Annotated in this window: 27 protein-coding genes; 26 read left to right on the forward strand and 1 reads right to left on the reverse strand. The window is 46.7% G+C overall.

Going from position 1 to position 24,365, the window contains the following annotated elements:
- Positions 1 to 11: 11 nt before the first annotated feature.
- The 8 genes from QF049_RS03570 to QF049_RS03605 all read left to right on the forward strand — a co-directional run bounded on the left by QF049_RS03570 (position 12) and on the right by QF049_RS03605 (position 5,298).
- A complete protein-coding gene (locus tag QF049_RS03570) occupies positions 12 to 518 on the forward strand; it encodes a gamma carbonic anhydrase family protein (RefSeq protein ID WP_017687722.1) in 507 nt (168 codons plus the stop codon).
- Between the two features lie 23 nt (positions 519 to 541).
- Positions 542 to 721: an IDEAL domain-containing protein gene (locus QF049_RS03575; protein ID WP_017687723.1), complete on the forward strand. Its 180-nt coding sequence runs from the start codon at positions 542 to 544 to the stop codon at positions 719 to 721.
- Between the two features lie 152 nt (positions 722 to 873).
- Complete coding sequence (locus QF049_RS03580; protein ID WP_307534843.1) at positions 874 to 1,296, forward strand: DUF2487 family protein; 423 nt, start codon at positions 874 to 876, stop codon at positions 1,294 to 1,296.
- Positions 1,297 to 1,488: 192 nt separating this feature from the next.
- Positions 1,489 to 2,028 carry a QcrA and Rieske domain-containing protein gene (locus QF049_RS03585; RefSeq protein WP_036607648.1) on the forward strand — a complete coding sequence of 180 codons (540 nt, stop codon included), beginning with the start codon at positions 1,489 to 1,491 and terminating at the stop codon, positions 2,026 to 2,028.
- 15 nt (positions 2,029 to 2,043) lie between these two features.
- A complete protein-coding gene (qcrB, locus tag QF049_RS03590; protein WP_017687726.1) occupies positions 2,044 to 2,715 on the forward strand; it encodes a menaquinol-cytochrome c reductase cytochrome b subunit in 672 nt (223 codons plus the stop codon).
- Between the two features lie 21 nt (positions 2,716 to 2,736).
- Positions 2,737 to 3,621, forward strand: a complete 885-nt coding sequence (locus tag QF049_RS03595; protein WP_307534845.1) for a menaquinol-cytochrome c reductase cytochrome b/c subunit — start codon at positions 2,737 to 2,739, stop codon at positions 3,619 to 3,621.
- A gap of 114 nt (positions 3,622 to 3,735) precedes the next feature.
- Positions 3,736 to 4,362, forward strand: coding sequence for a DUF1405 domain-containing protein (locus tag QF049_RS03600; protein WP_307534847.1), 627 nt, complete (start codon positions 3,736 to 3,738; stop codon positions 4,360 to 4,362).
- 66 nt (positions 4,363 to 4,428) lie between these two features.
- The gene (locus tag QF049_RS03605) at positions 4,429 to 5,298 is read left to right on the forward strand and encodes a sporulation protein YpjB (protein ID WP_307534850.1); all 870 of its coding nucleotides are present in this window, start codon (positions 4,429 to 4,431) and stop codon (positions 5,296 to 5,298) included.
- 116 nt (positions 5,299 to 5,414) lie between these two features.
- On the opposite strand, the gene QF049_RS03610 is transcribed toward QF049_RS03605, so the two are convergent.
- Positions 5,415 to 6,284 (reverse strand): YitT family protein, encoded by an 870-nt coding sequence (locus QF049_RS03610; RefSeq protein ID WP_307534852.1) that lies wholly within the window; start codon positions 6,282 to 6,284, stop codon positions 5,415 to 5,417.
- Between the two features lie 172 nt (positions 6,285 to 6,456).
- Here QF049_RS03610 and QF049_RS03615 point away from each other — a divergent pair, with 172 nt between their 5' ends.
- The 18 genes from QF049_RS03615 to QF049_RS03700 all read left to right on the forward strand — a co-directional run bounded on the left by QF049_RS03615 (position 6,457) and on the right by QF049_RS03700 (position 24,272).
- Positions 6,457 to 6,786, forward strand: a complete 330-nt coding sequence (locus QF049_RS03615; RefSeq protein WP_017687732.1) for a nucleotide pyrophosphohydrolase — start codon at positions 6,457 to 6,459, stop codon at positions 6,784 to 6,786.
- Positions 6,787 to 6,836: 50 nt separating this feature from the next.
- Positions 6,837 to 7,361 (forward strand): tetratricopeptide repeat protein, encoded by a 525-nt coding sequence (locus QF049_RS03620; protein WP_307534854.1) that lies wholly within the window; start codon positions 6,837 to 6,839, stop codon positions 7,359 to 7,361.
- 80 nt (positions 7,362 to 7,441) lie between these two features.
- Positions 7,442 to 8,245, forward strand: a complete 804-nt coding sequence (gene dapB / locus QF049_RS03625) for a 4-hydroxy-tetrahydrodipicolinate reductase (RefSeq protein ID WP_017687734.1) — start codon at positions 7,442 to 7,444, stop codon at positions 8,243 to 8,245.
- Positions 8,246 to 8,256: 11 nt separating this feature from the next.
- Positions 8,257 to 8,697 carry a methylglyoxal synthase gene (mgsA, locus tag QF049_RS03630; protein WP_017687735.1) on the forward strand — a complete coding sequence of 147 codons (441 nt, stop codon included), beginning with the start codon at positions 8,257 to 8,259 and terminating at the stop codon, positions 8,695 to 8,697.
- Positions 8,694 to 9,392: a bacillithiol biosynthesis deacetylase BshB1 gene (bshB1, locus tag QF049_RS03635; protein ID WP_036607631.1), complete on the forward strand. Its 699-nt coding sequence runs from the start codon at positions 8,694 to 8,696 to the stop codon at positions 9,390 to 9,392. The genes mgsA and bshB1 overlap by 4 nt, the downstream gene beginning before the upstream one ends.
- 99 nt (positions 9,393 to 9,491) lie before the next feature.
- Positions 9,492 to 10,652 (forward strand): N-acetyl-alpha-D-glucosaminyl L-malate synthase BshA, encoded by a 1,161-nt coding sequence (gene bshA / locus QF049_RS03640; RefSeq protein WP_076209934.1) that lies wholly within the window; start codon positions 9,492 to 9,494, stop codon positions 10,650 to 10,652.
- Positions 10,653 to 10,714: 62 nt separating this feature from the next.
- A complete protein-coding gene (locus QF049_RS03645; protein ID WP_307534859.1) occupies positions 10,715 to 12,013 on the forward strand; it encodes a CCA tRNA nucleotidyltransferase in 1,299 nt (432 codons plus the stop codon).
- On the forward strand, positions 12,000 to 12,977 hold the full coding sequence (locus QF049_RS03650) for a biotin--[acetyl-CoA-carboxylase] ligase (RefSeq protein ID WP_307534861.1): 978 nt from the start codon (positions 12,000 to 12,002) through the stop codon (positions 12,975 to 12,977). Before QF049_RS03645 ends, QF049_RS03650 begins: the two co-directional genes overlap by 14 nt.
- 344 nt (positions 12,978 to 13,321) lie before the next feature.
- Positions 13,322 to 14,200, forward strand: coding sequence for a 3-methyl-2-oxobutanoate hydroxymethyltransferase (panB, locus tag QF049_RS03655; RefSeq protein ID WP_307534864.1), 879 nt, complete (start codon positions 13,322 to 13,324; stop codon positions 14,198 to 14,200).
- Positions 14,197 to 15,093, forward strand: a complete 897-nt coding sequence (gene panC / locus QF049_RS03660) for a pantoate--beta-alanine ligase (protein WP_307534866.1) — start codon at positions 14,197 to 14,199, stop codon at positions 15,091 to 15,093. The genes panB and panC overlap by 4 nt, the downstream gene beginning before the upstream one ends.
- Positions 15,086 to 15,469 carry an aspartate 1-decarboxylase gene (gene panD / locus QF049_RS03665; protein WP_017687742.1) on the forward strand — a complete coding sequence of 128 codons (384 nt, stop codon included), beginning with the start codon at positions 15,086 to 15,088 and terminating at the stop codon, positions 15,467 to 15,469. The genes panC and panD overlap by 8 nt, the downstream gene beginning before the upstream one ends.
- A 117-nt stretch (positions 15,470 to 15,586) precedes the next feature.
- Positions 15,587 to 16,210, forward strand: coding sequence for a tetratricopeptide repeat protein (locus tag QF049_RS03670; protein WP_307534868.1), 624 nt, complete (start codon positions 15,587 to 15,589; stop codon positions 16,208 to 16,210).
- Positions 16,211 to 16,351: 141 nt separating this feature from the next.
- On the forward strand, positions 16,352 to 19,213 hold the full coding sequence (dinG, locus tag QF049_RS03675) for an ATP-dependent DNA helicase DinG (protein WP_091017997.1): 2,862 nt from the start codon (positions 16,352 to 16,354) through the stop codon (positions 19,211 to 19,213).
- A 218-nt stretch (positions 19,214 to 19,431) separates the two neighbouring features.
- Positions 19,432 to 20,085 (forward strand): redox-sensing transcriptional repressor Rex, encoded by a 654-nt coding sequence (locus QF049_RS03680; protein WP_036607616.1) that lies wholly within the window; start codon positions 19,432 to 19,434, stop codon positions 20,083 to 20,085.
- Positions 20,072 to 21,379 carry an amidohydrolase gene (locus QF049_RS03685; protein WP_307534872.1) on the forward strand — a complete coding sequence of 436 codons (1,308 nt, stop codon included), beginning with the start codon at positions 20,072 to 20,074 and terminating at the stop codon, positions 21,377 to 21,379. The genes QF049_RS03680 and QF049_RS03685 overlap by 14 nt, the downstream gene beginning before the upstream one ends.
- 39 nt (positions 21,380 to 21,418) lie before the next feature.
- The gene (locus QF049_RS03690; protein WP_307534874.1) at positions 21,419 to 21,949 is read left to right on the forward strand and encodes a cell wall elongation regulator TseB-like domain-containing protein; all 531 of its coding nucleotides are present in this window, start codon (positions 21,419 to 21,421) and stop codon (positions 21,947 to 21,949) included.
- Between the two features lie 300 nt (positions 21,950 to 22,249).
- A complete protein-coding gene (locus QF049_RS03695) occupies positions 22,250 to 22,777 on the forward strand; it encodes a hypothetical protein (RefSeq protein WP_091017992.1) in 528 nt (175 codons plus the stop codon).
- Positions 22,770 to 24,272: an AAA family ATPase gene (locus tag QF049_RS03700; RefSeq protein WP_124116233.1), complete on the forward strand. Its 1,503-nt coding sequence runs from the start codon at positions 22,770 to 22,772 to the stop codon at positions 24,270 to 24,272. Before QF049_RS03695 ends, QF049_RS03700 begins: the two co-directional genes overlap by 8 nt.
- The last annotated feature ends 93 nt before the right edge of the window (positions 24,273 to 24,365 follow it).

Consider the following 24,365-nt stretch of genomic DNA (forward strand, 5'->3'; position numbering starts at 1 on the left):
TGATAATAATAATGATAATTCCATACAAAGGTCTACAACCTCAGTTACACCCTTCGGTATATATGGCTGAAGGTGCAAAACTGATCGGTGATTTGAGAATGGGAGAAGAGTCTTCCGTCTGGTTCAATGCAGTCCTGCGGGCTGATTTGGCACCTATTATCATTGGAAAGCGCTGTAATATTCAAGATAACGTTGTCGGGCATGTCAATACTGATCAACCTTTGATTGTGGGAGATGATGTTTCAGTAGGACATACAGCGATCATTCATGGTTGTCGTATTGGAACAGGATCATTAATCGGCATGGGAGCCATTCTGCTGAATGGAGCCGACATTGGCGAATATACGCTGATTGGAGCCGGTTCTGTTGTTACTGAGAATAGTAAGATTCCGCCCTATACTCTTGCTTTGGGGACACCTGCCAAAGTGATACGTGAGCTGACTGATGCCGATCTGGAGCGGATGTCCAGAACTTCACTGGGTTATGTTACCAAAGGAAAAGAATATAGGAGCTCTTAAATCCGTTTTGGAGGTGCATCCTATTGGATAAAATGAAAGTTACGTATGAAGTCATGTTGGGGCTGGCAGCTGAGATGGTTTGGGACGAAGCGCTTCGCAAACAGCGCAGCGAGAAGCTCTATTTGGAAATCGATAAAGCGTTAGCTACCGGAGACGAAGTAGCTTTCCGGAGTCTGACGGATGAACTGAGGACCATAAACTGATAGGCAAAATATATCCTTTCTGAGATAAAAGGGAATGCGCAGAGGCGTATTTCCTTTTTTGATATGTGTAATTCTGAAATGAATGTCTGGATTTATAAGATATGGTCATATATAATATGGGAATAAAATGGATAGAGAGGGGATATAGGGAATTGAAATTCAGTGAGATGACTCAAGACAGCTGGGCTGAACTGCAACTCTATCTGGATACATGCCTTATTCCATACACAGCTCTTAGCGGTGAGCAGTCGCCAGTTGAAGCTACCGAGGCATTGGAGCGGCTGAGAGATTTTCTGGATCTGGTCGAAATTCCTTTCAAAGGGAGAATCATGACTTATCCAGCCTTTCATTATGCTAATTCGGAATTGTCAATGACATTAAATTCCTTGTCCGCACAGCTTAAATCCTCAGGATTCAAATATGTGGTTATTATGTCATCAGATGGTCATTTGGATGGCGTGGACATTCCAGCTGCTGATCTGGTTTTGAGTCGGTCCGTCTTAACTCATGAGGTTGGAGAAGAAGGGATTGCGAGATTTGTAGGGGAAAAGATACGAGAGTTGTGGAAAAAATAGTTTTTAGCGACAAATGTGACAATTTTACAACAATTTTTTAATAACGCTTACAATTGAACCTTAAAAATGTGTGACAAATTCTTGACGGTGTTCTAGGGCTACTATATGATTATGTATGTTCTAGTAAGTCGTGGAATTTATGAAAATGAAAACGTTTGAGAGAGTTGGCTGAAAAAGGGGGTTGGAGACAGTATGAGCAGTGAGCATGACCACGAAGCTTCATTGAAATTGCCAAGCCGCATGGAGATGTCACGCAGGCAGTTCTTGACGTACACGCTTGGTGGAGCTACAGCCTACATGGCCGCCGGTGCAATCCTTCCTATGGTCCGTTTTGCGGTGGACCCGATTTTGCAACATAAGGGAGAAGGCACCTCTGTCAAAGTAGCTGAAATCAGCAAAATTACGAATGAGCCTCAAGAATTCACCTTTGAACTTAAACAACAGGATGGTTGGTATCTGAGTAATGCATCGTTAGTGGCGTGGATTCGCAAAGACGAGCAGGGTAAAATTTATGCACTCTCACCTATCTGTAAACATCTGGGATGTACAGTAGGCTGGAATAGTGACAAGCAATACCCTGACGAGTATCATTGCCCCTGCCATGGCGCGCACTATGACAAGGAAGGGAAGAATCTTGCCGTAGCCCCCAAACCGCTGGATGAGTACGTAGTCAAGGAAGAGCAGGGTTGGGTATATCTGGGCGACATTGTTCCGAACACCCGAGTGAATTAGGAGGCGTGAACGCAGATGTTTAAAAATGTCTATGACTGGATTGACGAGCGTCTCGACATCACGCCAATCTGGCGGGACGTTGCGGATCATGAAGTTCCAGAGCATGTAAATCCGGCTCATCACTTTTCCGCATTCGTATACTGCTTTGGTGGATTGACGTTCTTTATTACTGTTATTCAGATTTTGTCAGGCATGTTCCTGACCATGTATTACGTACCTGATATTATCAATGCCTACGCAAGTGTGGAGTATCTGCAGACCAAAGTAGCCTTCGGCCAAATTGTTCGCGGCATGCACCACTGGGGAGCCAGTCTGGTTATCGTAATGATGTTCTTACATACGATGCGTGTGTTCTTTACAGGCTCTTACAAGGCACCGCGTGAAATGAACTGGGTTGTCGGCATGCTGATCTTTTTCGTCATGTTGGGCCTGGGGCTGACAGGGTACTTGTTGCCATGGGATAACAAAGCCTATTTTGCAACAAAAGTAACACTGGAGATTGCCAATACGGTTCCTTGGCTGGGACCGATTATTAAAGAATTCCTGCAAGGCGGTACGATTGTTGGTGCACAGACACTAACCCGATTCTTTGCCCTGCACGTATTCTTCCTCCCCGCTGTGCTTCTGGTGCTTCTGGTCGGACACTTTATCATGATCCGCAGACAGGGCATTTCGGGACCACTATAAACTGAGAAGGGAGGAATCGCAATGGCTCACGGACATAAGAAGGATGATGAGGAAAAGGTTATCTTTGTCGGTGATTCACGGGTCCGTAAAGGGGTGGGCTTCATTACCCCGCCTGATTACACGGCGTATCCCGGCAAATCAGAAGCCTTTATTCCCAACTTCCTGCTGAAAGAATGGATGGTTGGTGTCGTTGTATTGGTGGGGATTCTGGTTCTCACGATCTCAGAACCTGCACCTTTGGGCTATCCGGCCAATCCGAGCGCATCCGTAATTCCTATGCCGGACTGGTACTTCCTTTTTCTGTATCAGTACTTGAAGTATCCATACGCATCGGGCGATTACGTTCTGCTCGGGGTACTGGGGGTCAGCGGAGTCGCTTTCGGAGCTTTGCTGCTGGCACCATTTCTGGACACAGGCAAGGAGCGGCGTTTCTATAAGCGCCCCATTGCTTCATCACTGATGATTTTGTCGGTCATTTCTGTATTCTACCTGACGAATGTAGCGTGGACGCACTATGAGCATGAGTTGGAAGCAAGTGGACAGAAGCCTGAACATATTCAACGTGAAGAAGAAGCACTGGAGAGGCGTGAACAGGGGCTCCCACCAGTTTCCAATGCACCTGGACAACAAGAAGAAGTTGCGATCGTGGAACAGGATGATCCTGCAATGGAAACGTACAAGAAGGCTGGGTGTATTGGCTGCCATGCGGCTGATATGAAGGGAGCAACTGGACCTTCACTTCGAGGTGTGGGTGACAAGCACAGCCAGGAAGAGATTCTGACCATTATTAAAGAAGGCTACAATGCAATGCAGCCTCAGTACAATAATGCTATTGCTCAAGGCGTTACGGATGAAGAGATTACTCATCTGACCGAATGGCTTGCGAAACAGAAAGCAGAACAGTAAAATCGAAATAACCAATGAAACCTGATCGTTTATGCGGTCAGGTTTTTTTTGAAGTGTTTTTTTTGAACAGCACTGTATCGTGCACAATATGTGATGAAGGAAGGGGCAGGGAATGTGGCTTTATCGTATTTCTGGAGTAGGGAATTTTTGACCAATCGTTATTTCCTGTGGCTATTATTTTGGTGTAATGCGGTAGGAACGGTATACGGATACATCTGGTACGGAGAGCAAATGAAATTGACGCTGGCGGAGCAGCCGGTGTGGCAGATCGTATTTGTGCCAGATAGTCCAACAGCGAGTTTGTTTTTTACTTTAGCGTTGCTATGGATATTGTACCCACCACGGTCCATCATTATCAAACGGATCGGTCATGTGATTCAGGCGCTTGCCGTAGTCACATCTGTGAAATATGGCGTGTGGGCCGTGTCCATTATTTTCGCTGGCTGGATGCAAGGTGGTACACAGCACTGGCAAGATTGGATGTTGATTGCTTCGCATAGTGCGATGGCCATTGAAGCTCTCATTTATGTACGCTTTTTCGGCTTCCGCTGGGCTGCCCTTGTCGTTGCAGGTCTCTGGACGCTGTTGAACGATACGATGGATTATACATATGATATTTACCCTTGGTTACCCGGTTCCCTCTATGATCATGTAGATGGTGTACGTAATTTCACATTCGGACTGACACTGGTGAGCATTCTGTGCGCGTGGCTAGCCTTAAGACAGGCAAGACGTACCTGATTTCCGACCTCAAGCTTGTTCTAAGGAACTGTCCCCCGCCATACATTGGTGGTGGGAGGGATGTCCATGAAGAGAACGTTCGGGATCAAAACTGGCTTATTGGTGGTATCGTTCATGGCTCTGCTGCTTTGGACGAACTTAGCATATCGTGTATCCGCGCAAAGTGAAGGACTGAATTCGATTTCAGATCAACAAGTGTCCACAAGCAATTCAATTGCACAACTGAATGAGGAAGCAGCCATATTGTATCGTCAGGCACTCGAGAACAATATTGAAGAAGTGCGAGGAAGCATTCTGCGCATCAGTAAAAGTTTGGAGCATATTTCCTTTGAGGGACAAACGACAGTCGAGGGCATTCACGCCTTGTCCGAAACCGTAGTTGAAGTGAAACAAGCCGTTGTGAAGGTGAAAAATGACGATGCTTCTCTTCAGCAATCCTCTGCCAAACTCAGACTTGCAGCAGATAGTCTCGCAAATCCAACCAAGCCTTTATGGCTTCAGTATTATAAAATCGTAAAAAACGATCTGGACGCTTTATCTGCTGCTACAGATCAAGGGCAAACTGCGGCCGTACTGGCAAACCGCTACACCGTTCTGGAGGAGCATTATGAGACGATTCGTCCTGCCGCACTGATTCGCCGTGAACCGTATGAGATTGCTCAGATGGACGCTTGGTTATCTCATACCAAAGGGCTCACCGCTGCAAAGCAGCCTGATCTGGCTCAGTTAAAGAGCATGGTGGGCCACGGGGAGGAGCTGGTGAACCAGTTATTTGGTCGCGAGAAGGACGAGAGTGCCTTTGTACCGTTTGTACAAGGCCCTGATCGCAGGGCAGCCGGGCTGTTGATAAGTTCGGTCATTGTGGCGACGTTAAGTTACGCCGGATATCGTAAATATCGTGCACAGCAGCAGGGGATTTTTCCTTTTCGGCGCTAATTGGATATAAACGTGATCGTGGTATATTTTTTTAAAAAAAAGACCTCTTTCGCATAAACAGCCACGGTAACGGCTCTTCATGTGAAAAGAGGACTTTTTGTAGTGTCTCCAGCATGTCAGCTTTCTTTAAAACCTTCTCCATGTACATCGTGAACATCGCTGATGATGACAAAAGCTCTGGGGTCTATGGAACGTACAATGGTCTGCAGACGCCGGAACTCTTGCCTGGAGATTACACAGTAGGCCATGTGTTTGGCCTGTTTAGAGTACGCGCCAATGGCCGGAATGAGGGTAACGCCACGATCCATATCCCGTGTGATCTGCTCAGCAATCTCGGGCGCATGGTCACTAATGATCATAAATGCCCGGGCAGAATATGCACCTTCCTGAATAAAGTCGATGACTTTGGAAGCGATGAATACAGCTACGAGCGTGTACAGAATTTTTTCTTTGGGGATGTAGATGAGAGAGAGCCCGATAATGACAAAATCGATGCCCAGTAATACTCGTCCCATACTCCACCCATACTTGCGATTGAGAATACGAGCAATGATGTCTGAACCGCCCGTCGTTCCGCCCCAACGAAATACAATGCCAAGGCCGGCTCCAAGGGTGACACCTGCATATAGAGCTGCGAGCAGGAGGTCATTCTCGGTATGTAATGGTTCAATCCAGCCCAGATGAATCAACTTCTCAAACAACCATAGAAAAACGGTCAGTGCCCCGATTCCGATACCCGTATAGATCATCTGTCTGCCGCCCAAAATTTTGAGCCCGATCAGAAAGAGGGGAAAATTCAGAATCAAGGTTGTAAGTGAAGGTGAGATGCCAAAAGCGTAATTGATCAGCACCGTAACCCCGGTAAGGCCGCCTTCCATAAGCTGATTGGGGATAATGAAATAGAGGAGCCCAAAGGCATATAAGGCTGTGCCCAGCACGATGGGAAGAACCAGTTTAACTTGAATCCAGGTTTTGGCAGTGCTCATAAGATCCCTCGCTGTAGATATATTAGAATGAAGAAGCAATCATTCCCATCTAGTATACCTGTTTATTGATTCTTTAAAAATGATTTGTAGATGATGATGGTGGAAGTGAATCTAAATAACTGATATTATTAGGAACAAATACGACATCATTTCAAAAGGAGAATCCGTTCTCATGGAGAAAAGCATCGCAGAAATGCAGCGTGAGGTTGATCAGTATATCTCCCAGTTCAAGGAGGGTTATTTCAGTCCTCTGGCCATGTTGGCCCGGATGTCTGAAGAGGTTGGGGAGCTCGCCAGAGAAGTGAATCATGAGTTCGGCGAGAAGCCGAAGAAATCTTCCGAAGCAGCCAATTCCATTGAACTTGAGCTTGGAGATATTTTATTTATCACGATTTGTTTTGCGAACTCACTGGGAATTGATCTGGCTGAGGCGCACGATAAAGTCATGCATAAATTTAACACCCGCGATGCCAATCGGTGGACTCCCAAAAACACCGATTAGGCGTAGATTACATATGCTGTACCATCACCCGATCGGGGAGGGTCAGCTTAATGATGAAACCGGAAGAATATATGCAGCAGGCTTACCGCTGTATATTGCAAAATGATTTTGAGCAGGCGATTCGTTGGTTCGAGTCAGCCATTCACGCTCATCCAAAACATGCGGAGTTATATTATCGCTGTTCCATTACCCACGCCCGCAGCAAACATCTGGTTCCGGCGCTTGAATATGCACGTAAGGCGGTTGAATTGTCGCCAGGAACAGAAGAGTATATTTTACATCTGCAGACATTGGAAGCGAAACAATTGACCTCCAGAGCGAAGTTGCTGTTGGAGCAGGCGGGTATTGCAACACAGGAGCGCTATGAGGAAGCGTCAACGATTCTGCAAGAAGCGGTCAAACTTGATCCGCTCTCAGTGGAAGCTCATGTTATGCTTGCGCTGGCTTACAGTGATTTGAATGAATTTGACTATGCGATTCAGGCGCTGCGTGAGGCAATTTTGCTGGACCCACAGAATGGGCAGCTGCATCAGATGTTACAGGAAATCAAGCAACGTATGAAATCCATTCAATAAGAATTCATTTTGCAAAGTTTTCTTTCGAATTGAAATGGATTCAACGATATGATCCAACATAGCGAGGAGATGCAGTCAATATGAGTGAAGTAATCAGAGTTGCCGTGATCGGAGCGGCTGGCCGTATGGGCCGTGAAGTTGTGAAATTGGTACTTCAGGACCCGGAATTGGAGCTTGCAGCGGCTGTCAACCGCTCCGGAGCAGGCACGGATGCAGGAACGCTTGTTGGTTTGCCAGAGTGTGGGGTGCTGGTGACTGATGATATCGAAATGGCTTTTGCCGAAACAAAACCGCAGGTTATGGTTGATTTTACAGTACCGCAATATGCTTTTACACATACCGAGATTGCGATCCGTCATGGAGTCAGACCTGTCATGGGTGTTACCGGCTTTACGCCGGAGCAGATTGAACAGTTGGACAAGCAATGCCAGGACAAAGGAATTGGAGGGCTTATTGCCCCTAACTTCTCGATCGGTGCCATTCTGATGATGCGATTCGCAGCACAGGCTGCCAAACATATGCCTAATGTGGAGATCATCGAATATCACGGAGATCAGAAGCTGGATGCCCCTTCTGGAACAGCTATCAAAACTGCGGAACTGATTGCTGCCAATCGGGAAGAACTTCGTCAGGGTAATCCGAATGAGGAAGAAACGATTGAAGGCTCACGCGGCGGTTATTACAACGGCTTCCGAATTCACAGTGTACGATTGCCTGGCGTATTCGCGCAGCAGGAAGTTGTTTTCGGAGACTATGGACAGTCACTCAAAATTCGGCATGACTCCTACGAGCGCGCAGGTTATATGCCTGGTGTTAAGATTGGTGTGCAAAAGGTTATGGAATATACAGGAATGATCTACGGATTTGACCACTTTATCGACTAAAGGAGATTGTCATGTTGAAAATAGCATTTATCGCCCATGATCGTAAAAAAGAAGAGATGGTTAACTTCGTGACGGCATATGAGCCTGTTTTTACGGACCATCAATTATATTCTACAGGAACAACAGGTCTTCGTATTATGGAAGGAACGTCGCTGAAGATTCATCGATTCGAATCAGGCCCACTGGGCGGAGATCAGCAGATCGGAGCTTTGGTTGCGCAAAATGAGATGGATCTGATTATTTTCCTGCGCGATCCACTGATGGCACAACCTCACGAGCCGGATATTAATGCGTTGCTGCGCCTTTGTGATGTACAGGGAATTCCACTTGCCACCAATATCGCAACCGCTGAGATTCTGGTTAAGGCTCTGGATCGTGGTGATTTTGCCTGGAGAGAGCTGGTACATAAATACAAGCCGGAGGCTGGATTGAATTCGGGTGATTCCGAATGAGTCTGGATATTCTCATCTTTGGAGCACATGCAGACGATGCGGAGATTGGTATGGGTGGAACGATTGCCAAACATACCGCTGCTGGCTTGAAAGTAGGCGTGTGTGATCTGACTCGTGCTGAGATGTCTTCCAACGGAACAGTAGAGCGCAGAACCGAGGAAGCGGAGCAAGCCTCCCGCGTCCTCGGTCTTTCGTGTCGAACGAATCTGGGGCTTCCTGATCGTGGTTTATATCTTACGCCTGAACATGTACAGGCTGTGACGGCTGAGATACGACGTCATGCCCCTCGGATGGTGTTTGCTCCGTATTGGGAAGATCGTCATCCGGATCATGTCAATTGCAGTAAACTTGTGCAGGAGGCTGTATTTAACGCCAAGCTTCGCAACTACATGCCGGACATGCCTGCCGTGCAGGTGAAGGAACTTTATTTTTACTTTATTAATGACATCGGGCCTACGGATTTGATTGTCGATATTACGGAACACTATGAGCAAAAAGAAGCATCATTGCTCTCTTATCGTTCCCAATTCGAACTGGGAGACGGAGCGGTCTCGACGCCATTGAATCAAGGGTATATCGAACGTGTAAGAGCCCGTGATTCCTTGCTCGGACAACGCAGTCTCATCCCGTTTGCAGAAGGTTTTGCTACAATTACACCTTACGTGGTTCATCAATTTGGCTCGGGTGCTCAATAAACGATTTCACATTTTACGTCTAATGAAACGAAGGGTTTCATTATTCCATTGCATGATATCAACCTGCATGAAGCGGGAGATCAAAGGAGCGTCCACAGGATGGATAAAAAGCTAAAAATCGGCATCACCTGTTATCCGTCCCTCGGCGGGTCTGGCGTTGTTGCAACGGAGCTGGGCAAATTACTTGCCGAACAGGGGCATCAGGTTCATTTTATTGCCAACAGTATCCCGTTCAGACTGGGTACGTTCCAGAAAAATATTTTTTATCACGAAGTTGAAGTAAATGATTATTATGTTTTCCGTTATCCTCCGTATGACCTGTCACTGGCAACAAAGATGGCTCAGGTGGCTAAGTCACAGCAGCTCGATCTGCTGCATGTTCACTATGCCGTGCCACACGCAGTGTGCGCCTTTCTTGCGAAACAAATGGTAGGGGACGGCCTTAAAGTGGTTACCACGTTACACGGAACGGATATTACGGTTCTGGCTCAGGATGAATCTCTGAAGGATCTGATCCGTCTAGCCATTAATGAAAGTGACGCGGTTACTGCCGTATCACAAGATTTGATTCGAGAAACGGTCGAATTGCTGGATATTCAGCGTCCAATCGATCTAACCTATAATTTTATTGACAAACGAATATATTATCCGCGGGATGCTGCCAGTCTGCGAAGAGACTTTGCTGCGCCCGACGAAAAAATATTAATGCACATCTCCAATTTCCGACCGGTGAAGAGAACTCAGGATGTGGTAGAGGTCTTCCGTCAGGTGCAGGAGCAGGTTCCTGCCAAACTGTTATTTGTTGGTGAAGGACCTGATTTGCCGAAGATGCAATGGAAAATTAATGATCTCGGGTTAAATGATAAAGTTCATTTCCTTGGCAAACAGGATGACATTGCTCAGGTCATTTCCATGGCTGACGTGTTGATGCTTCCTTCAGAAAAGGAAAGTTTCGGACTTGTGGCGCTCGAAGCAATGGCTTGTGGCGTACCTACAATCGGTTCACAGGCCGGAGGAATTCCGGAACTGGTCTTACATGGTAAGACGGGGTATTTATCCGCGATCGGGGATACACAATCCATGGCCGAGAACACCATCCGTTTATTGACGGACGATCGTTTGGCTGCGGAGTTCAGGGAAGCATGTCTTCAGCGCGCGCATCACGACTTTTGCAATGATGCTATTCGGCATGAATATGAACAGATTTATTACCGGGTGTTGGGAAGGGAAGTTCCGAATCTGAAGCCGGTTTGCGGTTAATTATTTCTTTGACGAATTCATACTGTGCATACCACAACAGGCAAGAGAAGAGGTGATATGTAGTGGTTCAATGGACACAGGTAGATCGTGAAATGGCAATGCAAAGTGAGAATGTACTCACAACATTAAACAAACATGGCTACAAGGCATATTGGGTAGGTGGTTGTGTTCGTGACGAATTGATGGAACGAGTTGTAGACGATATGGATATCACGACATCTGCTTCTCCTCAGCAAGTCATGGAACTGTTTGACGATTGTATTCCTACAGGTCTGCAACACGGTACGGTTACCGTTCGTTCAGGCGGTTATTATTTTGAAGTGACCACCTTTCGAACAGAATCCGAATATCAGGATAACCGCAGACCTGCTGCGGTTCAATTTGTTCAGGATATCAAGGAAGACTTACAGCGGCGTGACTTCACGATGAACGCTCTTGCTATGGACGTCACTGGGACAATCGTTGACCCTTTTGGTGGACAGGCAGATATCAAGGAAGAGCGAGTCAGATGTGTGGGTTCTGCGATGGAACGATTTGGTGAAGATGCACTGCGGATGCTCCGCTGTGTCCGGTTTGCTTCCGTATTTGATTTCAAAATTGCCCATAATACTTGGAAGGGTCTTGTAAGGCAGAAAGACCTGCTTCAACATATAGCTATGGAACGGGTACGCACCGAGATGGTAAAAATGATGTCGGGACCGCATCCTTTAAGAGGATTGGAGCTGTTATTCAGAAGTGATGCGCTTGCGCACATCAAAGCGCCGGTTAGCTCGGCGCGTTTTAACAAGACGTTGTTATCCAATCTGGAACAATTGTCAGGTCAGCATGTGTTACTCCGTTGGTCACTCATCCTGATTGCTGGCGGTTATAGCAAGGATGAAGCAGATGTATTATTACGTCAGTGGACATTCTCCAATGAACATCGTTCTCGAATAACAGGGGTCCTTCAGGTGGAGCAGTTGATTCATACTTCCGTTCAGGAGCAGAAGGATACGGTCAGTCTCCGTTCCGATTGGATCGTTACGGTTCTGACTTGTGGTGTTCAGGCGGCGGATGATTGGCTTCGAATACAGTCTACACTGCCAGCAGGATGGCGGAATCAATCCGAACAGGCAGAAATGCAGGTTGTTTTGGTTCAAGAGCTTGCAGCCGAATGGAGTCAATCGATCTCAGTGCATGACTTGAAAGAGCTGGATATCACAGGGGAACAAGTGTTACAAATGGTGCAGCGCAAAGGCGGGCCTTGGCTGGGTCAACTGATGAAACATTTGTTACGAGAAACAGCGATTGGAACGATAGCGAATCAGCATGAAGCACTAAGTGCAGAAGTGAAGCGGGTGGTTCAAGATGACCAAACATGAAGATCTGTTACATATGTTATTAAATGCAGAAGGACGATTCGTATCGGGTGAAGAGATTAGCCGTAATCTGTCCATCAGTCGGACCGCTGTGTGGAAACATGTGAACAAGTTGCGAGACATGGGTTATGAGTTTGAAGCTGTATCCCGCAAAGGATACCGTCTGGTAACGAAGCCGGATAGCATTGATGCTACTGGCCTCCAATTGGCACTGGATACAACCGTATTTGGCCGTAAGGCTGTTTTGTTGACCTCGACCCTGTCTACGCAAGGGGATGTTCTCAAGCTAGCTGAGCAAGGGCAGGCAGAAGGTGCTGTGGTCATTGCGGAAGAACAAACAGGAGGAAGAGGACGTTTCGGTCGACAGTGGTTCTCTCCTCCGGGTAAAGGAATCTGGATGAGTGTTCTGTTACGACCTGATCTACCACTTCAGCACACGCCGCAGCTAACTTTATTAACAGGTGTGGCTGTATGTCGTGCCGTTCGAGCTTGTTCAGGAGCTGATGCAGGCATCAAATGGCCAAATGATCTGTTGATTGACGGACGCAAGGTATGTGGCATATTGCTAGAATCTACGGTGGAAGATCATGAAGTCAGATACTGTATTGCAGGTATAGGTGTTGACGTGAATTTTGATCCCGAGGATTATCCGGAAGATCTTACAACTATAGCTACTTCACTCAAGATGGAGACGGGGCAATCCGTTGATCGCACCAAACTAACGGCTGCCATTTTGACGGAGCTTGAACAGTTATATTTTTTGTATCAAAAAGAAGGATTTGGCGTAATCTCAGCCCTATGGGAGGCCCTGTCCGTATCGATGAATCGAGCGATTACAGTGACGAATCCTCATGGTGTCATTGAAGGGAAGGCAATCGGTCTTGACCCTTCTGGAGCACTTATCGTGGAGAAGCACGATGGAGAACATACACTAATCATCTCTGGTGAGATTTCCTGGAAATCATAAACAATTTGTCGAATTTTCACTGGTAAAATGAACATAAGACGTGAAGTTTGAGCAGAACTTTGGTATACTGTGTTCGTGAGGCGATATCGGTTAATGCAGACCGAATTGCACTCCCGTTACAGTAACCTTTGTTCTGCTTTGATGTGTTTTATATAAGCAGACCGCAGTGCAAGAATGAAATACGTTTAAGTGAGTTGTTGGATTCTGCTCTGAGCCGAAGAGGACCGAGACAGAAGGGACGATCGCAAGTGACTCTTTTTTGACTTTTCGGGACTTTTTAGTGGAAAACTAAAAGGTTTTTTTGTTGCGTTTATTTGAAAAGAAGAAAGGAGCCATGAGAGAAAATGGCGAACAAACAAGCGTTGAATATTGTTAAAATGAAAAAATATAAGCAGGATGGCGTGCCGATTACGATGATCACGGCTTACGATTATCCAACAGCACTCCTAGCAGAGGAAGCGGGTATCGATCTGATCCTGGTTGGCGATTCACTTGGCAATGTAGTACTGGGTTATAATTCGACGCTTCCGGTGACCATCGACGACATGGTGTACCACACACGTTCCGTAGTGCGCGGTGCTGAGAAGACGTTTATTGTGGCTGATATGCCTTTTATGACCTATCATGGCAGCGTGGATGAGACGCTTAAGGGTGTACGTCGACTGATGCAAGAGGGGCATGCCCATGCGGTTAAAATGGAAGGCGGAGTTGAGATAGCGGACACCGTCAGAGCAGTCGTGCAAGCAGGCGTGCCTGTTCTTGGACATATCGGACTGACACCTCAATCAGTTAATCAGATTGGTGGTTACCGCATTCAGGGCAAGGATGCAGCGGATGCGAAACGTCTGATGGACGAAGCCAAGGCCTTGGAAGCTGCTGGTGCGTTTGGTATTGTGCTTGAACTGGTTACGGAAGAAGTTGCACAGGCGATCTCGGAGGAACTATCCATCCCTACCATCGGAATTGGAGCAGGACGGGGCTGTGATGGTCAGGTACTGGTATTCCATGATGTGGTTCAATACGCATCTCCGTATACGCCCAAACGTTTTGTCAAAACCTATGGAGATGTGGGTACATTAATCAGAACCAGCATCGAAGCTTACGTGAAAGAAGTGAAAGATCGTTCGTTCCCGGCCGAAGAGCATGTATTCAATGCTGCGGATGGTGCTTTGGATCAACTGTACGGCGGACAACGCAAGGAAAAGGTGGTGAGTAACTCATGAAAGTACTACGGACAATCGCAGAGTTAAGACAGGAACTAAGCTTGAAGCGTCAAGCGATTCGTTCCAATGCATCCGTTGTAGGTCTGGTACCAACAATGGGTTATCTTCATCAAGGTCATGCAAGCTTGATGCAGGCAGCCAGACAACAGAGCGATATCGTGGTATTAAGCATATTTGTTAATCCGATTCAATTTGGCCCTAATGAAGATTTTGACAGCTATCCGCGGGATGAAGCCAGAGATGTGGAAACAGCACGCTCACAAGGAGTGGATATCGTATTTATTCCCTCTGTGGAAGAGATGTATCCACAGGCAACGCAAACGACGGTATCTGTCTCAAAACTGACGGAGCGCTTATGTGGTGCTTCCCGTCCGGGTCATTTTGATGGGGTAACAACTGTAGTCTCCAAGCTCTTCAACATCGTACAGCCACAGCGTGCATTTTTTGGAATGAAAGACGCTCAGCAGGTTGCGGTCATTCAACAGATGGTGAATGATTTGAATATGCCTGTAGAAATTGTACCCTGTCCAATTGTTCGCGAAGAGGATGGGCTTGCCCTCAGTTCACGAAATGTCTATCTTAGCGCTGAACAGCGTACACAGGCGTTGGTTCTGTCGAAGGCACTGCGTGTAGCTCAGGAAGCCGCAGATACAGGTGCAGCTATAAACGCCGCAGATATCCGTCGTATTCTGCGCGAGCAGATTGCAACCTCACCGCTTGCGGTTATCGACTACGCCGAGATTCAGGCTTTTCCAAGCCTGGAGCCGCTCGCAGATCAGGAAGAAGTTCAAGGACGTGATGATCTGCTCATTGCACTTGCGGTGAAATTCGGAAAAACAAGATTGATTGACAATATAAGGTTGCAAAAATCGGAGGTACTGTCCCATGTTTAGAACACTGATGAAATCCAAAATTCACCGGGCTACGGTAACGGAAGCCAACTTGAACTATGTGGGTAGCATTACCATAGATGAAGACTTGATGGAAACATCCGACTTGATGGAAAACGAGAAAGTGCAAATTGTGAACAACAACAATGGTGCACGTCTGGAAACTTATGTGATTCCAGGACCACGCGGAAGCGGGGTCATATGTCTTAACGGCGCAGCTGCACGTCTGGTGCAGCCTGGAGATAACGTCATTATCATTTCTTACGCCATGATGTCGCAAGAAGAGGCAAATACTCACAAACCAACCGTTGTGTTTGTAGATGGACAGAATAAACCTGTACAAACAATGAAACAGGAAGTCCACGCAACAATTATGTAATCGACTGGTAAGGAGAATGAAATCGGCCCTTGAAGCAAAAAATGAGTACAGGTCACTGCACTAATCCATTTTTTCAAGGGTGGGGATGCATCGATGTTCCAGCATGTTTTCGCAGAAATGAACGACATGTTAGATGAAATTATCAAGAGCTATCCTTCCGCTGAAGGCCTGAACAAACAGGAATTGCTGCAAAAGTGGAATTTGCTTAAGCGGATGAGTGACGGAATGCTGGATGAATGGCTGATGTTTGAAGAAAAGATGAGCCAGGTGAGGGAGCGGGAGATGGATAAGCCTACTTCCCTTGAACCGGAACAGGAAGCTGTTACTGCTCTGCCTGAACTCCATCTGGAATGTTTCAGTCGAGGTCAGGGCTATTTCAAATTACAGATGTATCCGCAGGCGATCATGCAGTTCTCCCGGGTTGTGACCGACCATCCGGAGAGTGCATTGACACGTTTTTACCTGGCGCTCGCGTATCTGAATCTGGAACAAATGGCGGAAGCCGGGACACATTTGCAGCAGATCATGTACCTTAAGGGTTCTCCTCGATTAAAAGGGCTTGTATGTAACGCCCTGGGCTGTATTCAAGCCAAGCTTGCGAATCCCGAAGCTGCATGTTCACTCTTTGCACAGGCCCTTCAGTATGACCCGACGTTGACCGAACCACTGTACAACATGGAAGCTTGCAGGTTGAACAGGGGAAAATTGCAATATGCTAATCAGCTGACGACCCTTCATTAAGCGGGAATTCGGCGACAAAAAACGGTGTTCCCTCCTTTGGCATAGCGGCGGGGACACCGCTTTTTTGTCAGTTAATTTTCAAATCCCCTTTTTTTTGCTATGCTGTAACATAGACTGGAATGGAAGGGACCGTACATTGCAATGAAATTTGCCGTATTGGATTTCGAAACAACCGGCACGCAGTCCGACGGTGAGATTATACAGGCCGGACTTGCCATCATAGATCATGACTACAGCATAACTCAAATATATAGTTCTTATGTGAACCCTGGTGTACCGATTCCCCCGTTTATTTCGGGGTTGACGGGTATTACCGATGAAGATGTGGCGGACGCTCCTTCACTCGAAGAGATGATGATGGAGATGGTTCCGCTGCTTAATGATGTGGTGCTTGTTGGACACAACGTCGCTTTTGATTTTCACTTTTTGCAGAATGCTCTTGACCGTTGCGGTTATTTGCCGTTCACTGGCCGCATTCTGGACACGATTGATTTTCTGAAGATTACATTCCCATCACTGGGTTCTTATCAACTTGGTTATGTGTCTTCCGAATTTGGATTTCAACATGATCGCCCTCACCAGGCAGACAGTGATGCACTGGCGACAGCCTATGTGCTGCTCAAGTGTCTGGATGAGTTAAAGGAATTACCGCTCATAACGATTCAGCGCCTCAGTGACCTGTTTGCACCAGAAGACAGTGACTTGGGCTGGTTCTTGGATGGAATGCGCAGTGAGAAGGAAGCAGAGCCGATTCAGGATCTGGACGGACATACCTATTATCGTCAGCTTGCTCTTAATGTAAGTGATTGGACTGATATAGGTGCACCACGCGATGAGCGGGAGGCTAACCCCCTCGATGGTGTAAGCTTCGAACAGTTTATGGACCAGGTTCGGGAGAACCTGAAGGATACGCTTGATCATTACGAAGAGCGTGAAGCGCAGACTCAGATGTTCAGCAGTGTAAGGCAAGCCCTTGATGAAGAGAAACATCTCTTGATCGAAGCAGGAACAGGCACTGGTAAATCTCTGGGTTATCTCTTGCCTGCTATTTACGAAAGTGTGAAGCAAGAACAGAAAGTTATGGTCAGCACGCATACAATCAACCTGCAGGAGCAATTGAGAGAGCGGGACATTCCGATGCTGACTCAAGTGGTTCCGTTCCCGTTTAAGGCTGCTGTATTCAAAGGACGTGGACATTACCTGTGCCTGCGCAAATTTGAACACAAAATCAATAAACGTGAATTCGCTACACCCAAAGAGGATTATTTCACAGCTGCTCAGATGATTGTCTGGCTTACGCAGACCGAAACCGGAGATGATGAGGAACTTAACCTTAGCGGACGCGGAGGGGACTTCTGGGAGACGGTACAGAGCGAATCTGAGTCTTGTCTGGGAAGATCATGTCCATGGTTCCGCAAATGTTTCTACCATCGTGCCAAACATGAGGCCGGGTTGTCAGATATCGTAATCACCAATCACTCCAAATTATTTACGGATGTGAAAGCCGCGCATCAGCTGCTGCCAGCCTATGAGAGTCTTGTGATCGATGAGGCACATCATCTGGAGGATGTCGCTGGAAAACATCTTGGAATGCATATGAAATATTTCACCTTGGTTCATACACTGACCCGCCTGTTTAAAGACAGTCGTAATGGTCAGCTGCCTATGCTTCGTTCGCAGTTATCCGGGCATGAAAATTCGGTGCAATGGGGCTCCATGGTGGATCAGATGTTCCCGCTCGCTCTTGAAGTTAAGGAGCTGTGGGATCGTATGAGCGATGCCTTGTTCGGTCTGTTGCCTGAACGAAGTGATGCTTCACCGGGAGAGACGGGGCAATTTTCCCTGCGTCTGAAAGCATCTCAGAAACCTGCGAAATGGCAGGAGTTGCAGGATCTGGAGAACCAGATCTATGTGACTCTGGGGGATTTGGTTCGCAAAGGGGACAAATTGCTGCTTGAGGTGAAAGAGGATCAGGACGATTATCAATCGGATAGTCTGATTACGGACATTACAGGACTGCTGAAAGATCTGACCACATTGAAGGAGAATCTACGTTTCTTCATGCGTATGGATGATGCCAAAACGGTGTACTGGATGGAAGCCAGCGGTCAATTCCGCAGCAAATCTCTTCAGCTGTATGCTGTACCTGTAGATGTCAGTGCACAACTTAAGGATTTATTTTTTGATAAAAAGAAAAGTGTTGTGCTTACATCGGCTACGCTTTCGGTAGATAAGTCATTCCAGTTCATGATTGAACAGCTTGGCTTGCAGGAAGCTTCCGAGAATAATCGGTTGTTAACGTCGATGCTGCCATCACCTTTCAACTATCGCGATCAGGCACTTCTGGTGATTCCGCGTGATTTCCCGAGTGTGAAGGGAAGTGTGGGTGATGCGCACTTTGTCAATATGCTGGTGCAATCACTTGCAGAGACGGCAATTGCCACGCGTGGACGCATGATGGTTCTGTTTACTTCATACAAGATGTTGCGACAGGTCTATGATCCGCTGAAGGAGGCGCTATCTGGTAACGACATCTCGTTGCTTGGGCAAGGCGTTGACAGTGGAAGTCGTTCCAAATTGACTCGCAGGTTCCAAGATGCCAAAGCTACGGTACTTCTGGGTACAAGCAGCTTCTGGGAGGGTGTAGATATCCCGGGAGAGGCGCTAACCTGTCTCGCTATTGTGCGACTGCCTTTCCAGCCACCGAATCATCCGTTGGTGGAAGCCAAGAGTGAGCTGCTTCAGGAACAGAAGAAAAATCCGTTCATGAAACTGTCCGTGCCGCAAGCGGTCATTCGTTTCAAGCAGGGATTTGGCCGGTTGGTGCGTACAGCGAAGGACAGAGGAATTGTCATTGTTTATGATACACGGGTGATTGAAGCGTACTATGGTAAATTCTTTTTATATTCTTTACCTGGTCCCAAAATGGAGCACATGCTCACGGAGCAGATGGTTCCACGAATTACCGAGTGGTTGGAAAAACCTGTTAATGAACAAGAATAATGGTTGTTTTGTTCGTTATATCATTGCATGACACTATCGTTTGGCGTTAAACTTTATTAGATATTTCCGTATCCGATTAAAGCAGTTGCACGTAAGAACTTATAACCTAAATTACAAGGAGCATTCTGTATAAAATGTCATGTTTATCTTTGAGTTTATACAGAATGCTCATCTTTTCATCTATTATTTTATCGTGGCCTTGGTAAGGGGGAGCAAGAATGAAATCGGATAAAATTTCGGAAGCAGTGGTACGACGTCTGCCTGTATACTTGCGTTATTTGAACGAGTTGCATCAGCGTGAGGTGGCTACTGTTTCTTCTCAAGAGCTTGGACAGAGGCTGGATCTGAATCCGGCCCAAATTCGTAAAGACCTGGCTTACTTCGGTGATTTTGGTCGTAAAGGGATCGGGTATGATGTATCCTATTTGATCGAGAAAATTCGTCACATTCTCAAAATCGATCAGCAAATTAATGTAGCTCTGGTAGGAGCGGGTAATCTCGGTCAAGCCTTGTCCAACTACAACGCATATCTGAAAGACAACATGAAGATTGTTGCTGTATTTGATGCATATGGACCGAAGATTGGTAGTCAAATTAACAGTTTGACGGTAAAACCAATGAATGAATTGACGGAAGCGGTTAAAACGGAAAACATCCGCATCGGAATTATCACGGTTCCGGATACGGAAGCCCAAAATGTAGCCGATCAGCTTATTGAATCCGGAATCGAAGCGATTCTTAATTTTGCACCAACCATTCTAAAAACACCGCCGCATATCCGCATTCACCATGCTGACTTTACAACGGATCTGCTTAGTTTGGCCTATTACTTGGAGACTGGAAAGGACGACGAGGAAGATGACAACAAATAGATGGGTAATTCACAACGGCAAATTTGCCGTTAATGAAGGCGGCACAACATGGAACGTGGTTCAAGGATACATGGTTGTTGAGGATGACAAGATTGTGCATATTGGTGAGACATTGCCGGATGGAGACAAAAATTGTACCAAAGTGGATGGAAAAGGACTGTTCTTCCTGCCGGGTCTGATCAATACGCATGGTCATGCAGCAATGTCGTTGCTGAGAGGGCACGGAGACGATCTTGCGTTGCAAGTATGGTTGCAGGAAAAAATGTGGCCGATGGAAGCGAAAATGACTTCACAAGACGTATATTGGGGAACTTCGCTATCGGTGCTTGAAATGTTGAAAGGCGGAACTACAGCTTTCCTGGACATGTACGATCACATGGATCAAGTTGCCAAAGTTGTGGAGCAATCAGGCGTTAGAGCAGCACTGGCACGTGGTGTAATCGGGCTGTGCTCGGAAGAAGAGCAACTGCGGAAGCTGGACGAGTCGGCAGCGTTTGCACGTGAGTGGAATGGACAGGCAGATGGTCGCATTACAACCGTAATCTCGCCACACGCTCCATATACATGCCCTCCTGACTACATAGAGAAGCTTGTACAGGTCGCGAACGACCTGAACCTTCCTCTCCATACACATATGTCTGAAACGCTTCGTGAAGTGGAGCAGAACGTGGCTGATTATGGACTGCGTCCTGTGGCACATCTGGAGAAACTGGGCTTTTTCTCTCGTCCATCCCTGGTTGCACATGCGGTGCATCTGAATGACGAAGAGATTGAAATTTTGGCCCGTCATGATGTGGCTGTATCCCATAACCCGGGAAGTAACCTGAAACTCGCTTCCGGTGTTGCGCGGGTACCTGCGTTACTGAAAGCAGGAGTTACCGTGTCACTCGGAACAGACGGACCGGCAAGCAACAACAACCTGGATATGTTCGAGGAAATGAGACTGGCTGCATTGATCCACAAAGGTGTATCTGGTGACCCGACGGCTGTGCCAGCAGGCGAAGCGTTACTCCTCGGAACGTCATACGGTGCCAAATCCATTTTCTTGAACAATACCGGAGCACTTGAGGTCGGCATGAAGGCTGATTTTATCGCTCTTGACATTGAACAGGCACATTTCTATCCACATACAGACCTGATCTCACATACGATCTACTCGGCTTCTGCCAAAGATGTTGAGCACGTATGGGTGGATGGAAAACAAGTGGTGAAACACGGCGAATGTCTGACGCTGGATGAAGAACGCATTTTGCGTGAGTCTCAATTGGCATTTGATGGTCTGCTTGCTCGTTAATTGCAGGACAGAGCATCATAGGGAAAGGAAGTTCGGCTTTTGAAGAAAAAAAAGAAGTGGATATGGATTTCGCTGCTTGCACTGGTTCTGATTCTGTTTGGACTTCAGCGTTATTACGTCTATGTCACGCAGGACCAGCGCAAGGAAGAAGCTCTCGCTATACAGGCAGCACAGAAGCAACTGGGCATTACATCCTATGATGAATTGCGCAAGTACATCTGGGGAGACAAAGAAGGCTCTGACAACATCTACTGGACCCTGATCGGCAAAAATAAGGATAACCAGGATGTTATGGTCTGGGTTAAATTCGATGCAAACAATCAACCGGCTAAGGGTGGAAACGCTGTACACAGTGAGCTGCTGCAGAATGGTATGTCCGAAGCGCAGATCCGCACTCGCTTCAGTTCTGAAGTTCCTGCCGGCGAGATTAAACGAATCATGCCCGGAGTTGTGAATGGAATATATGTGTGGCAAGTGTATTATAAAGACGGTACGCATAACCACTATCGCTTTTATCGTTTTAGCAATGGAGAACAGGTGGACCTGGTCTACACACTCCCGAACAGCTAGTACAAATAGAGTGACATAACTAGAGAATTAGAGAAATGAAAGAACCGGCAGACGGATATCCGACTGAACCGGTTCTTTGTGTTGTCTGTAAACATTTTTGATTTAAATAGTTAAAATTAATAATTTATTCATATTTTCGCCTTCGAAAATGTATATACGATGTGATATACTCAGATATGTACTCAAAGTTACATTCAAAACAAATAATCCTGTCGAAATTCTCGCAGGAGTCAATGTGCACATATTCGTATATACCAATAAGCCAGTAGGTTAGGCCAAAATCTGGGAGGGGTAATTCACTTGAAGCTAAAAGTATTGCCTATTGCTTTAACTGCCGTCATTTCAGCCGTTGTGTTGTTTGGAGGTTGGTTTGTATATCGTCAGGTGGCCGTGCAGAATCCGATTGAAAAGATGGTTACCCAGTACGATGGAGTCAATGACGTTCAATTAACTATTAACCGCAATGACGTACAATTGAAACTGGATCTGCAACCGGATGTTGATTTGGGCAGACTGGTACAATATATTCACAAAGAAGGACAGACGGTGATTGGTTCACGCTCGTTAAAGCTGGATGTTGTGGATCATTCCAACGAGGCGCTTGAGAACTGGTGGGGTGATGCCATGTTTACCGTAGCCCAGGCGATGGAGAACAAGCAGTACACCGAGATTACACCAACGTTGTCGAAGATGGCGACGAACGGGATTAAAGTGAATACAGCTATGGATGACAACAATGTATATGTCAGTCTCAGTGACGGAGATGCCAGCAAGTTTATTATTCTGCCGCGTGTGCCCGGTCAGATAGGAGTGTGGCCTAATGCCTAAATGGACAAAAGAAGTTGCCATCGGATTTTTTCCTGTGTTGATTATTTTCCTTGCGTTTACTGGTGTTAATATTGTTCCGATTCTTATTGCGGCGGCGGTTGTCGGTGGTCTGCTGTTCATGATGCAAATGCGCGGCGGGATTACAGTAGGCGCTGCACAGGAACGTAAACGGAAGAAGAAAGGACCTTCGAAGCTTACTTTTGAAGAAATTGGAGGTCAGGACAGTGCCAAGCAGGAATTGCGTGAAGCACTTGACTTTCTCATCAAACATGAAGAAATTCGGAAGTTCGGAATTCGTCCGTTAAAAGGGATCTTGCTGACAGGCCCTCCAGGGACAGGGAAAACGTTGATGGCCAAGGCTGCTGCCCATTACACAGATTCTGTATTTGTAGCAGCATCGGGTAGTGAGTTCGTGGAAATGTATGTTGGTGTGGGTGCCAGCAGAATTCGGGATTTATTCAAGGATGCGAGAACCCGTGCTACCAAGGAAAATAAGGAAAATGCCATTATATTTATCGATGAGATTGATGTCATCGGGGGTAAACGTGAAGGTGGTCAACAGCGCGAGTATGATCAGACTCTGAATCAGCTCTTGACGGAGATGGATGGAATTTATTCTTCTGAGACACCTCGAATTCTGGTTATAGCTGCAACGAACCGCAAAGAAATGTTGGATAGTGCCCTGACACGTCCGGGACGTTTTGACCGTCACATTCAAGTGGACTTGCCCGACAAAAAGGGCAGAAAGCACATTCTTGAACTGCATGCTGTGAACAAACCTCTGATGGAGGAAGTTAATCTGGAGAAGACAGCCGAGGAATCATATGGGTTTTCCGGTGCGCAGCTTGAAAGTGTTATGAACGAAGCAGCAATATACGCCATGCGGGACGGGCTGTTACACATTGAACAACGGCACTTGTCCCTGGCCATTGATAAAGTCATGATGGGTGAGAAGACAGACCGTGAGTCCAGTGTGGAAGAGAAGAAAAGGGTCGCCATTCATGAATTGGGACATGCCATTATGGCTGAACTCGTTCGTCCAGGCAGTGTTAGTCAGGTGGCACTTAGTCCGCGTGGTCAGGCGCTGGGATATGTACGTCACAACCCGCAACAGGAACAGTTCCTCTATACGAAGCGTTTCCTGGAAGAGCAGATCATGATTGCACTCGGAGGAGCCGCTGCGGAGGAAATGTACTACGGTGGACGTTCCACTGGGTCACGCAATGACTTTGATCAGGCAACCAATGTTGTACAGACGATGATGGCTTCGGGATTGACTTCACTTGGGATTGTGAACATGGATATGGTCACAACCGAGGAACTGATGCGAGAGAATAAATTAATTCTGCAAGAACTGATGGAACAGACAAAGCGGTTACTTGAAGAACAACGGACAATTTTCGACAATTCACTCGACATCTTGATTCGTGAGGAAGTTTTGTCTGGCGAGCAATTTCGTTGTCAATTTCGTGACAGTGCCCTTCTACCAGCATAATTTATTTATGCTGGTTATTTTTTTTTACATTTCACTCGTGCTAAGATATTATTATATGTTGGGTCGAAATTTGTAATTTTCGGCGAACAGGGT

Source organism: Paenibacillus sp. W4I10 (assembly GCF_030816325.1).
GTDB classification, from domain to species: Bacteria; Bacillota; Bacilli; order Paenibacillales; family Paenibacillaceae; genus Paenibacillus; species Paenibacillus amylolyticus_B.